This is a genomic window from Bradyrhizobium sp. SZCCHNR1053 (genome assembly GCF_032381235.1).
GTDB lineage: Bacteria > Pseudomonadota > Alphaproteobacteria > Rhizobiales > Xanthobacteraceae > Bradyrhizobium.
The window spans coordinates 55337-67111 of the sequence record NZ_JAUHJM010000001.1 but is presented as its reverse complement, the minus strand read 5'-3'; the positions used below and the strand labels follow the sequence as shown (position 1 = coordinate 67111).

Here is an 11775-nt window from a genome sequence, read left to right as displayed (position 1 = left end):
GATGGCAAAACGCCATCGTCCGGCCGGCCGGAGGTTGAAACGCCGATCTTGTCCGCGATGCGCGCATCACGGATTCGGCGAGCCCAATTTGATACGATATCAAATATATAATCAATCTATAGTTGTTGTCGCCATTCGTCTTCGACCGCACTGGCGGAGGCAATGACGGCCTATTCGCCAGAGCCGGTTTCCGGCGCGTAGGGTGGGCAAAGGCGCGCCCCGCACGACGTTGGTGTGCCCGATCTCTCACGCGCCGTGCCCACCGCCCACACCCGCCGGCGCCGATGGTGGGCACGCGCCGCCTTGCGGCGGCGCTTTGCCCACCCTACGGTTCGCCGGCCGTTGTTACGAGCGGAGCGACGTGACGCTCAGCGTAAACCGCCGGTGACGTGCAGCGTCTCGCCGGTGACGTAGGACGCATCATCCGAGGCAAAGAACGCCACCGCGGCGGCGATCTCCTCGGCCTTGCCGACACGGGCGAGCGGCGTGGTCGTTTCGATCCAGTTGCGCATGTCGCCCTCGTGCAGGCCGGCGGCGACGACGCCCTCGGTCACGATCATGCCGGGATTGACGGTGTTGACGCGGATCTTGCGCGGCGCCAGCTCCTTCGACAGCACCGAGGAGATGGCGTCGACGGCGGCCTTGGTCGCGGTGTAGACGGCGGTGTTCGGCGGCGTCAGGGTCGACACGCCGGAGGAGATGTTGACGATGCTGCCGCCGGCCGGATTGAAATGCCGCGCGGCCTCCTGCGACACCAGGAGCAGGCCGAGCACGTTGACGTCGAACTGTCGGTGGAAGTGCTCCGGCGTGATGCCGTCGAGCGGCGCGAAGTCGTAGACGCCGGCATTGTTGACGAGGATGTCGATCGGGCCCAGCGCCTTGACGGTCTCGGCGACGACGGTCTTGACGTCACCGGGATTGGCGAGATTGCCGTGCACGGCCACCGCCTTGCCGCCCTTGCCGGTGATCGCGGCGACGACGCGGTCGGCGCCCTCGCGGCTGGAACTGTAGTTGACGGCGACCGCGGCGCCTTCCGCGGCAAGTCTGGCGGCGATCTCCGCGCCGATCCCCTTGGATGCGCCGGTCACCAGCGCCACCTTGCCTTCGAATCTCCTGCTCATCCTGCTCTCCTTGCGCCGCGGCGCTCCGTTCAATAGTTCAGAACTAGTGAACTATTGAACGGGCGCAAGGCCGTCGCTATATGTTTTTTCATGGCGCCATTGTTTCATCCGTCGCGGGAGGACATCACGTTGGCCGGCGTGCTCTCGGCGCTCGCCGACCCGATGCGGCTGCGCATCGTCAAGAGCCTGATGCAGCAGAACGACTGCATGTCCTGCTCCGCGGCCGCGCCCTGCCCCGACATGGCCAAATCGACGCTCTCGAACCATTTCCGGATCCTGCGCGAGGCCGGCCTGATCCAGACCACGAAAAAGGGCGTCGAGCACCGCAACGTCGTGCGCGAGGCCGACCTCAACGCAAGGTTCCCGAAATTGTTGAAGACGATCGTCGGCTACGCGGAGTAGGCGTAGAAACGTAGGGTGGGCAAAGGCGCGCCCCTCACGTTGATATGGGACATGATGTATTCCGCGCCGTGCCCACCGGCCGCACCCGCCCGCCTTGATGGTGGGCACGCGCCGCCCGACGGCGCCGCTTTGCCCACCCTACGGTTGTCACTCATCGTCATTGCGAGCGCAGCGACGCAGACAGAAGTGGACGCGTCCTACTTCTCCTCCTCCATCGTCACCGCGACGGCGCCGACGGCGGACAGCCGCACCTTGTCGCCCTCGACGTCGGCGACGAGGCCCTTGTCGATGAAGTGATGATGCCCCTTGTGGCTGCCCTCGCCGCTGTCCTTCCTGGTCAGCTTGATGCGATTGCCTTCGACGTGGTCGACGGTGCCGACATGCACGCCGTCGGCGCCGATGACTTCCATGTGTTCCTTGATGTCCTACATGATGAAGGGCTCCGTGTCCGATGTGGAAGCATTTTCAACCTGTGGCTCGGGGAAGTGTTCCGGAACGTATCTCCACGCAGACGCTGTCGTAGGGTGGGCAAAGCGACTCCGCGAGGCGGCGCGTGCCCACCATCGGTACCGGCGGATGCGAACGGTGGGCGCGGCGCGCGAAACATGCCGTCAGACAATGTCCAGCCGGGCGCCTTTGCCCACCCGACCGCCTCATCTGCCGTCATCGCGAGCGCAATGACGCCGGGAGAGACCCGTGCGCGTCACCAGCCAATTCGTGCTTGGTCTCAAGCTGATTTGGCCTGTCCAGTCCTTCGGTGAAAAATAAATCACTTTCGCTTTTTCAAAAATCATGATTGTCTACGCCCATCCCGGCCCGCCGAGAGGGGCGCATCGCGATCGTCACGAGACGTGGGCCGGAGATGCGGTGGCTGTGAGTGTGCCGCAGCGGGCTTGATGCCCGCCGACGAACGGCACGCTTGCGGACGCGAAGACGCGTGGTCCTGGCGCCCCGATGCTGGCGCCAAGTCCGAGGGGCTGATGATCCCGAGGGCGACGGTGGCTAAAAAGCCGGACACCGAGGAGATCGCGACATAAGCGTGAAAACCATCGCGCGGGGAATGCTGGGATGTCTCGGCTGAACCTGTGGTTCCTGCCGCCTGCATTTCTTTCGCAGGCGGGCCATGGGTGCGGCCAGCGCCCGGCATTCCCCGCGCCCTCTCTGCTTCGGAGGGCAAACAAAGAGCAAGACTCGGGCGCAATCTGCGTCGCGGGATCGTCAGCGCATATCGTGCGCCGAACTCATCCGCTCACGGGGCTGTTTGACAACGTTTCAGCGCATGTCCTGACGACGACGCAAGGCAGCGTCGCCGCCGCGATGCAGGCGCCGCTTCAAGCCTTGCGCACGGTCCCGAGGAAGCCCTCGACCGCCACGCGGAAACGATCGGCATCCGTCGACATGCGGCGGACGGAGTCGACCATTGCCGCGCCCGCATTGCCGGTCTGGCGGTTGAGCGCTGCGACCGAGCCGATCGTGTCGGTCACGGCGCGGGTGCCCTGCGCGGCGTGCTGGAAGTTGCGCGAGATCTCGGTGGTGGCGGCGCGCTGCTCTTCGACCGCCGCGGCGATCGCCGTCATCTTCTCGTCGATGCTGGAGATGTTGTGGCTGATGGCGTGGATCGCCTCGACCGACTCGCCGGTGGCGGCCTGGATCTCGGCGATCTGCCGGGTGATGTCGTCGGTCGCGGTCGCCGTCTGCGCCGCGAGATTCTTGACCTCGCCGGCGACGACAGCGAAGCCGCGGCCGGCATCGCCGGCGCGCGCGGCCTCGATGGTCGCGTTGAGCGCCAGCAGGTTGGTCTGCGCGGCGATCGCGGTGATCATCTTGACCACCTCGCCGATGCGGTTGGCGGCGCGGTCGAGCATCTCGACGGTGGCGTTGGTCTGCGCCGCCTTCTCCACCGCCTGGCGCGCATCGGCCGCGGAGGCCTGCACCTGCGCCGCGATCTCGGAGACCGACGCGGTCAGCTCCTCGGTGGCGGCGGCGATGGTCTCGAGATTGGTGGTCGCGGTCTCCGCGGCGCTGGCGACCGCGGCCGTCTGCTCGGTGGACTCATCGACCAGCTTGCGGACGTCGCCGGCGCTGGAATCGAGCTGGCCGGTCGAGTTGCCCATGCTGACGATGACCGCCTGCACGGTGTCGTCGAAGCTCTTGCAGGCGCTGTCGATCGCCTGCGAGCGCTCCAGCCGGCGGCCCTGGTCGAGCTCGCGCTCGCGCGACAGCTGCTCGGCGGTGGCGGCGCTCTCGCGCAAGCCCTCGAGGGCGGCAGCCATGGCGCCGAACTCGTCGGCATGAGCGAACTGCGGCACCGGCGTCTGGTAGTCGCGCTGGCCGATGCGCTGGATCGCCTGCATCAGGATGCCGACCGGGCGCATCAGGCGGACGCGCACCGCGCGCAGCGCCAGGCCGGCCACCACGAGCGCGGCGATGAAGGCGAGCGACTGTACGATCAGGCTGCTCAGCGCTGCGGTCTTGATCTCCTCGGCGCGGGCGATCGAGCCGTCGAGCGCGGTCATGCCGATCGCGATGATGCCGGCGAACGGGCCTTGGCAGAACGCGTTCCATTCCGGCGCCGGCATCGCCGGCTTGCCGCTGCCGTCAAACCCCTTGGCGAGCTGGTCCATGCGCTGATGCGCGGCCTCGACCTCGGCGCGCGAGGTCTTCACGGCGCCGGCGAGCGCGGTGCTGCCGCCCCCCGCCAGGAGGTCGTCGAGCCCGGACCAGCCGGCGGCGACGGTGCCGCGCCACTGCGCGATCCCACCCTTCTGGGTGTCGTCGAGCGGCTTGGAGGCGTTGATGTTGGGACGCAGCGCCGAGCATTGCAGGCCGTAGCGGTCGCGGACCTGCCAGGCCAGCCGCCGCGCCTGCACCATCTTGGCGATCGCCGGATCGGTCATCCAGGCGCGGTTGGAGACGGCGAGCGAGGCGGCGTTGGCGACGTCCAGCGTCTTGGTCATTGCCTCATACCAGGCCTGCGTACGCGCCAGCACGCGCTCGGCGCGCGGCTTCGCGGCCTCGTCGAACAGCAGCTTGAACTGCGGAACCGTGGCGTCCCAGCTCGATTTCAACCCGGCCATGAGGTCGTCGCGCTCGGCCATGTCGACGCCGGCGAGCGCTGTGACGATGCCGTCATAGCCCTTGGCCTCGATGCCCTGATATTCGGTGAGCTTGGCGCGCGGATCGTCCTCGCTCAGCAGCACGCTCTGGATGTCGCCGCGGTGGGCACGCATGACGAGGACGTTCTGGAAGATCGCCTTGTCGGCCGCGGTCAGTTGCTCGGTCGCGACGCTCTCGCGATAGCGGCCCGCGGCACCGCTCATCAGGATCGCCGTGGACACCAGGATGCCCGCCGCCAGCACCGACAGCAGCACCATCAGCAGAGTACTGACCGATTTCCTCATCACGCACCGCCCCACACCGGAAAGTGGCAGGATGACGCCATTGCACAAATTCTTCCTTAACCATGGACCGGCACACCGGCGACCGAGGTAATCAGTTGCCGAATCCCCCTGCTCCACGACAACAAAAAATGCGCAAGCCGCAACGCGGCAGCCGTTGGCGCGCGCTGCGGCGCGATGCGAAGCGAATCGCAGGGCGTGGTGCGCAGTGGCTGGGCCGGACGGTGGGCGCGGCGCCGCGGTGGATCAAGATCACCTGCGGCGCCTTGGTGCTGCTCGTGACCTTCGCGCTGGTCAATCTGGCCTATCATGTCATGCGCAAGCCGACCGAGCTGTTCGTGGTGACGGGTCATTCGCTCGACAAGGAGCCGGAGAAGACCTGGCGTCAATATGGCGCGCTGTTCCGTGAGAGCGCGACGCGATCGATCACGCCGGAGCTGCTCGCCGCCTTGGCGCAGACCGAGAGCTCGGGCAATCCGGTGGCGCGCACCTACTGGCGCTGGCGGTTCGCGTGGAATCCGTTTGCGCTCTATCAGCCGGCTTCCAGCGCCGTCGGCCTGTTCCAGATGACCGACGGCGCCTTTGCCGACGCCGCACGGTTCTGCATTCGGGATCACGAGGTGGTCAGCGACGGCTGCGGCTCGCCGAGCCTGTACGTTCGCGCCTGGCCGGCGCACGCGGTGGCGCTCACGGTGATCTCGCTCGACCGCCAAGTCGCCGCCGCGCTCGCACGGCAGCCCTCCGGCAAGCCGACCGCGCAGCAGCGGCAGGATCTCGCGGCCGTCATTCATCTGTGCGGCGCCGGGCCGGCGGCCGGATTCGTGCGCCGCGGCTTCAAGCCGGCGGATGGCGAGCGCTGCGGCGACCATTCGGTCGCCGGCTATCTCGGCCGCGTCAATGCGATGAAGAAGCAGTTTCAGAAGCTCTCGGCAGCGGAGCGAAGTTAGCGCATGGCGCCCGCTCGGCAACATCGGCAGCCCGCCCGGTTCCGCGTTAAGCACGTCGGATTTGCGGGTGTGTGCAAGGCGCGCGCGTTAAGACATTGGCAACGAACTGCCGCGCATTTTCTCCCTCCCATTAGTACAGGAGTCACCATGTCAGAGATCGGCATTCCCGGCGCGCGCATCCGGTCCTTCATCGAGCGGATCGAGCACCTCGATGGCGAATTGGCGGAACTGAACGAGCAGAAGAAAGAAGTGTTCGCCGAGGCCAAGGGCGAAGGCTTCGACGTCAAGATCCTGAAGGAGATCATCAAGCTCAGGAAGCAGGACCAGGACGAGCGGGACGAGCACGAGACGCTGCTCGATACCTACCTCCGGGCGATGGAAGCGGCCGAGACCGCGCCGGCCAGCAAAACCTCCGAGCGCAAGGCGGCGTGACACGCTGCCGACCGACGATGGCGGCGCGCTGCCGATCTGTGCCGCGCGCTGCCCTCCCCCGGGGATTTTTCTTGCCCGGTTCCGTCCGAGCCTCTAACGCTGCGCTACACTCCTGCCCGCGCCCGAGGATGAGATGACCGACGCAATGACCTGCCCGCAATGCCGCTCCGAGCACGCCTATCAGGACGGCGCGCTATGGGTCTGTCCGGAATGCGGCCATGAATGGAGCGGCGACGCCGCGGTCGCGGCAGCGTCCAGCGACGATGCCAGCATCCGCGACGCCAACGGCAACGTTCTGGCCGACGGTGACAGCGTCATCGTCATCAAGGACCTGAAAGTGAAGGGATCGTCCTCGGTGGTGAAGGGCGGCACCAAGGTGCGCAACATCCGCCTGCAAGAAGCGAGCGACGGCCACAACATCGCCTGCAAGATCGATGGCATCGGCCAGATGAACCTGAAGTCGGAGTTCGTGCGCAAGGCGTAGTTCCGAGTGCTCCCGGAACATTCGCGACGCTATGGCGTTCGGATCAACAACGGGAGGATGGCCATGCTGACGGACGACCAGATCGCGACGCTTTCGGATATCGGCCAGGCGATCGCCTTCTCGCCCGACCGGCACGACGAGCTCGATGGACTGATCCGCGAAGGCTATGTCGCCAAGGACGGCGACATCTACGAGCTGACGGCGAAGGGGCAGAAGATCCTGACCGATCGAGGTGCCGGATTGAACGAGGCCTGACGCCACGGACGACCGAAGGGCCCTGGCATCTGCATCAAGGCGTTGATATCAGCCCGCCAAATGAGACGGGCTTCCGACTGATTCTCGTGTCCTGGGCATCGGATATTGGTCGCGCAAGTCTACGTGTTCGGCCCCGGCGTTCACCAAGGGACCCGGCCGTCCAATAGCCGCGAGCGCCGCAGGACTGCGCAGGCGGTGCCTGTTGTTTGGCACGGCAGACCCGGGCCAGCCTCGACCATCAGGCCGAAGGCACCGCACACAAGCAAATCCCGAATTCATCGGCCAGCCCGCGCGGGTCCGTTGCCGAACGCGGCGTGATCCAAGCAGTGAATCCATCACGCTTCTGTAGCCATGAAGTGACACCCGTAGCAATCCGTTCCGTAGGAGCACGGCCCAGATTCATAACTTGGCATGAACCCTGCTTTCTCGATCCTGACCGGGTCCCACTCTATGGAGGCAGAATCAACGTGCTCGTCACTCTCGTCGCAATGCTATGCAACGGCCAGCTCTGCATGGAGAAGGTCGTCACCAACAGCGAGATGTCCGGCATCACGATGACATCCTGCGCCGTCAGCGCGCAGATCGGAATCGCAGACTGGATGTCCAAGGGTCCCTATCACGAGTGGCGTCTGCAGAGTTACAAGTGTGTCGCCGGTAAGTACGTGCCGAAGACCAACGCCTGATCCGCTTTGCCCGTCCGGCCGGCGCCCGGGTATCCGGGACCGGCCGGCCGGGCGCAGGACCTCTGCGCTGCTGTCGAATGTTCGACCCCAGCCGCGTCGCATTCGGGACACGCGCAGCAAAGAGAATGCTGCCGTTCGCGTGCCAACGAGCCCGGAATCGGCGATTCGACCCGCAATGACGCTGGCCCGCTTCGTGCAATGCCCCTCGCGACAATGGGGGATGACGTCATGCCGTTCTACAGCTTCCATTGCGCAGCTTGCGCAGAGGATTTCGAGTTGCTGATCGGGATTTCTGAAAGGCCGGTCTGTCCGACCTGTGGCAGTCGCAAGCTGACCCGCCTGCCCTCGCTGCCGGCGCCGCCAGCGCGCAGCCCCGGCCTGATCAAGGCCGCGCGCAGCCAGGCAGCGCGCGAGGGGCATTTCAGCAACTACAGCCGCGCCGAACGGAAGAAACGCTAACCCGGCAGCGGCGGCCGGCCCTCAGCCTCAGTCCGATGTGATCTGCACCTCGGGCACGTCATCCTCGGGATCGTCGATGTCGAGGCCGTCCTCCTCATCCAGATCGATCCCGGAGAGGCAGATGTCACCGTCATCGATCACGAGCTCGACCGGAGACAGCGTCCGGCCCTGGCAGGGCCCGATGAAGCATTGTCCGGTATCGAGGTCGAACTGCGCGCCATGCTCGCCACAGACGAGGAAATTGCCTTCCTCGTCCATGAACTCGCCAGGATGCTTGTCGAGGCGAGCGCCCTGATGTGGGCAGGCATTCTCGAAGCCGTAGAAATTGTTGCCCTTGCGCGTGACCAGGATCGGCCAGGGCTTGGCGCTGCCATCGGGCTCGCGGCGCTGGAGAACGAAGCCCCGCGCCGCGCCATCGTCCACCTCATAGGTCGCGCAGATCGCAAACAGCGTGCTCATCATCCGCCTCTTTTCGCCTCGCCCGGCGTTTGGCGCATCCGCGACATCGCAGGCGCGCTGAAGATGCTCGCAGCAAGCAGCATGCCAGCCAGGAGTGCCCGACAGGCAGATCGCGGGCCTCAGGCCGGTGGCATGCCGAGGCGGCCGATGCCGGGAAATTTCAGCGCCCGCCGTCGCCAGCGCCGGCCGGCACGCCACCTTCACGATCCGGACACCACGCCAACGCTGAAGACTCAGTGCCGGCGGAAACCACCGCCCGGACCGGAACGCCCGCCGCCGCCGCGAGGGCCGCTGACGCCGACACGCGCAGCACCCATGGCGGGGCCGCCCCCGATATGCGCCAAGCCGATTTGCGGCGAAGTCCCGACCATGCGCATGCCGCCCATCTGCGCGCGGGCGCTCTGCGGCGCACCGCCGCTCCGGCTCATCAGAGGCTGCACCATCGGTGGTGTTCCAGCTCGAGCGGGAGCACCAGCCACGGCTGGAGGTGCGGCGGGGCCGGCGGCAGTGGCAGGTGGCACACGACCCTGCATGCCCAGAGGCGGTCCGGATTGTTGGCCTGTGCCGGCGACCGCGCCCGCTCCGGCGCCAGGCTGGATCGTTCCGCCGGGACCACGACCCGGCATTCCCGGGGTCATGCCAGGCTGAGGCGGATTTTGCGCCATGACCGGCGGATGGCGATGCCAGTAGCGGTTCCAGAACGCGTGCCGATGATACCAGGGCCGTCCGAAATAGAAGCTGCTCCAATAGGTGGTCAGCGTGAAGCCGACAGTCGGCACGTACTCGACATATTCGGGCAGGTAGACGTACTGCTCACGGTACAGATAGGCGAGCGTCCGCGCCGCGACCCAGCCGCGTTCGCCTCCGAAGCTGACATCGCACCACGCGCCGCCTTGAATGCAGCCATGGATGGTGATCCGGGCCCCGGCCGGAATACGCTCGACGATGGGAAAACCCGAGCCAGGTCCTGCGCGCATGGTGGCCGCGGTGCGCACCAGGCCCGGGGCAGCCACCGCCAGCGAGGCGGGCGTGGCAATCAACAGCGCAGCAACGAGACACGTTCTGAGTTTCACCACGGACACCCTCCTGTCTGTTTGCCGGAGCGAGCTCGGGCGCGAGACTCTCGCGCCCCGCATGCGCGGCTCCGGCATGCACTCGACAGGGATGGTTGCAGACTATCGCGGCAACCTCACGGCGCTCCGTTGTCGGAGAGGAGCTGCGCGGCTCCACCGAGAGCGCGGCGAAATGCTTCGTCGAACGTCACGCCACGGAATTGCCACCGATATTGCTTGCCCGCACGATCGAGGCGCCATCGCGTGACCCACCCCAGTTCGGCGTCGTCCCAGGTGAGATCGCCGAAGAGCATGACCTCAGCTCCGGGAAACCATGACGCGACGGCCACAGGCTGGACATCGTTCAGCTTGGTCTTCTCAATAGCGGCCTTCGAGATCTCGGCGGCGCTTGGCAGAGCGATCTCGAGTCCACGCTTGACGGCAGCCGCGCGCAATGCGTCGCGCTGCAGATCGGACGTCCGGTCGTCGGATGCAACGAGGAACGTGCGGCCGCCTGCCGTCATCGCCACGATCACGGCAATCGACGGGCGCGGCCCCGGCCACGGCTTGACGTTCAAGCTCGCCAGCAACTGATCGATCCGCGCGCGATCGAATGACACAGTCAGGTCATACGGCCGGTCGCGCGTGCCCTGCTCGTCGTGCTTCGGCTTGCCCGACATCTGATCGTGATAGTCGAAGCCGGTGACGAACTCCGCCGCTCGCGCCTCGAGTGGCGCGAGCCTAGCGTCATTCCTGAGCTGAAATGCACCGGATACCTTGATCAGCACGTCTTCCAGACATGCTGCAAAGGCTGCCCGGCGATTGTCCTCGCCCTGACCGGTCACGACCGTCTGCGCCTGGTACAGGTCGGTCGAGGCCGCATTCGCAACGGTGCAGGCCCCGACCGTCATCATCACCCAGAGCCCGAGACGCCAAGCGCCCAGCCCGCGGAGAACACTGTACTGCTGCATCGCGCCCTCGATCCGGCTATGTCGGCTATTTCTGCCGATCGAGCTTGATGATCGTCGGTGTGGCGGCGTCGGACGTCGAGAACGTCACCCGATCGCCGGCGTGGATGTTCTCGATCATGGCGCTGTCCTTGATCTTGAACTCCTGGTCCGCTCCCGCCGTGTTGGCGCCGACGGTCCCGTTGGGAACGCGCTTGATCGCGATCGTGCCGTTGAGACGGTTGATCCCCGTGACCATGCCCGCCGTGCCCTGCTCCGCCGCGAGAGCGGGCAGAGTCCCCGCAAACAGGGCGACCGTCGCCAGAGTAATGCCAACTGCTCTCATCGCTGTTCTCCTGCCTTGCTTTTCGCGCCAAACAAAACACCACGAAATCTTTGGTTCCCGGAACCTTCAGCTTCGTCGCTGACGACCTTGGGCCGTTTGACGCACCGCAATCGATGTCGCTGCGCCGTGCAGCTTTTTTGTTGCCCCCAAGCACTACGCCTACATACAAGATCCTGATCGTCTCCGCCCTGCGGACGACGCGCGCTCGACCGGGCGCAATCGCGAACCTTCTTCGACCGACACGGCTCGGCCCCCCTCATGTAGTGATTTGCGCGGATTTGTCATCAGACCAGCGCGTGATCAAAGTTTTCCTGCACTCGCAGTATCGACGCCCTGTAACGCCGAATTCATCAATGCGTCAGGATGCACCTTGACAGCGCAGACAGCCGGGAGGACGATCACCTCGTCGTGCATTTCCGGTGGCCGCTCATCATGGTGCCGGTGATGTTCGAACGACAACAACCCATCTGATTGCAGGGAGGTTCTATGACTCCACCTCCGTACCAGATCCGCTGAGTGCGACGGGACTCGCTTCGGACCATCGCATAGCGGCAAATCACGAACGGCACGCCGGGTCGCGGCTTAGTGGGCTGCATCAGCGAGGCATGGCCCCTTGCCCGCCCGGCGCTGTGCCGTCAATCTGGATCACTTCAGCGCGAGCTTGGTAGCTATCATTCGGGAGCGGCGGCTCGAGACCCAACACTCGGGCTGATACTGCGCAACGCGAACATTGGAGCGTGTGATCAGCCGATCGCGTGCAGGGATCAGTTGACCAATGCCAGCCAATATA

The 11775-nt window shown here is 65.7% G+C and carries 14 protein-coding genes; 7 read left to right on the top strand and 7 right to left on the bottom strand.

The features are described from left to right. Positions 1-368: 368 nt before the first annotated feature. The gene (locus tag QX051_RS00375) at positions 369-1121 is read right to left on the bottom strand and encodes a glucose 1-dehydrogenase (RefSeq protein ID WP_315774604.1); all 753 of its coding nucleotides are present in this window, start codon (positions 1119-1121) and stop codon (positions 369-371) included. Between the two features lie 90 nt (positions 1122-1211). On the opposite strand from QX051_RS00375, the gene QX051_RS00370 reads away from it, so the two are divergent. Beyond that, positions 1212-1523, top strand: coding sequence for a helix-turn-helix domain-containing protein (locus QX051_RS00370; RefSeq protein WP_315737741.1), 312 nt, complete (start codon positions 1212-1214; stop codon positions 1521-1523). Positions 1524-1720: 197 nt separating this feature from the next. Here the strand turns inward: QX051_RS00370 and QX051_RS00365 are convergent, their stop codons facing one another. Both QX051_RS00365 and QX051_RS00360 read right to left on the bottom strand, forming a co-directional pair. Next, the gene (locus QX051_RS00365; RefSeq protein WP_315774603.1) at positions 1721-1933 is read right to left on the bottom strand and encodes a DUF2171 domain-containing protein; all 213 of its coding nucleotides are present in this window, start codon (positions 1931-1933) and stop codon (positions 1721-1723) included. Between the two features lie 921 nt (positions 1934-2854). Then, complete coding sequence (locus QX051_RS00360; protein ID WP_315774602.1) at positions 2855-4924, bottom strand: methyl-accepting chemotaxis protein; 2070 nt, start codon at positions 4922-4924, stop codon at positions 2855-2857. 128 nt (positions 4925-5052) lie between these two features. Here QX051_RS00360 and QX051_RS00355 point away from each other — a divergent pair, with 128 nt between their 5' ends. The 6 genes from QX051_RS00355 to QX051_RS00330 all read left to right on the top strand — a co-directional run bounded on the left by QX051_RS00355 (position 5053) and on the right by QX051_RS00330 (position 8181). Beyond that, a complete protein-coding gene (locus QX051_RS00355) occupies positions 5053-5868 on the top strand; it encodes a transglycosylase SLT domain-containing protein (protein WP_409998050.1) in 816 nt (271 codons plus the stop codon). Positions 5869-6015: 147 nt separating this feature from the next. Continuing rightward, positions 6016-6300, top strand: a complete 285-nt coding sequence (locus QX051_RS00350; RefSeq protein WP_315774600.1) for a DUF2312 domain-containing protein — start codon at positions 6016-6018, stop codon at positions 6298-6300. Positions 6301-6433: 133 nt separating this feature from the next. Continuing rightward, positions 6434-6784, top strand: a complete 351-nt coding sequence (locus tag QX051_RS00345; RefSeq protein WP_315741159.1) for a zinc ribbon domain-containing protein YjdM — start codon at positions 6434-6436, stop codon at positions 6782-6784. A gap of 63 nt (positions 6785-6847) precedes the next feature. Continuing rightward, a complete protein-coding gene (locus QX051_RS00340) occupies positions 6848-7039 on the top strand; it encodes a hypothetical protein (RefSeq protein WP_315741158.1) in 192 nt (63 codons plus the stop codon). A 467-nt stretch (positions 7040-7506) separates the two neighbouring features. Beyond that, positions 7507-7722, top strand: a complete 216-nt coding sequence (locus QX051_RS00335) for a hypothetical protein (RefSeq protein ID WP_315741157.1) — start codon at positions 7507-7509, stop codon at positions 7720-7722. A gap of 228 nt (positions 7723-7950) precedes the next feature. Then, positions 7951-8181 carry a zinc ribbon domain-containing protein gene (locus tag QX051_RS00330; RefSeq protein ID WP_315755665.1) on the top strand — a complete coding sequence of 77 codons (231 nt, stop codon included), beginning with the start codon at positions 7951-7953 and terminating at the stop codon, positions 8179-8181. Between the two features lie 27 nt (positions 8182-8208). On the opposite strand, the gene QX051_RS00325 is transcribed toward QX051_RS00330, so the two are convergent. The 4 genes from QX051_RS00325 to QX051_RS00310 all read right to left on the bottom strand — a co-directional run bounded on the left by QX051_RS00325 (position 8209) and on the right by QX051_RS00310 (position 10985). Continuing rightward, on the bottom strand, positions 8209-8643 hold the full coding sequence (locus QX051_RS00325) for a Rieske (2Fe-2S) protein (RefSeq protein ID WP_315712272.1): 435 nt from the start codon (positions 8641-8643) through the stop codon (positions 8209-8211). A gap of 230 nt (positions 8644-8873) precedes the next feature. Then, a complete protein-coding gene (locus tag QX051_RS00320) occupies positions 8874-9713 on the bottom strand; it encodes an SH3 domain-containing protein (RefSeq protein ID WP_409998049.1) in 840 nt (279 codons plus the stop codon). A 116-nt stretch (positions 9714-9829) separates the two neighbouring features. Then, complete coding sequence (locus tag QX051_RS00315; protein WP_315774598.1) at positions 9830-10663, bottom strand: DUF2066 domain-containing protein; 834 nt, start codon at positions 10661-10663, stop codon at positions 9830-9832. A 25-nt stretch (positions 10664-10688) separates the two neighbouring features. After that, a complete protein-coding gene (locus QX051_RS00310; RefSeq protein ID WP_315741151.1) occupies positions 10689-10985 on the bottom strand; it encodes a copper-binding protein in 297 nt (98 codons plus the stop codon). Positions 10986-11775 lie beyond the last annotated feature (790 nt).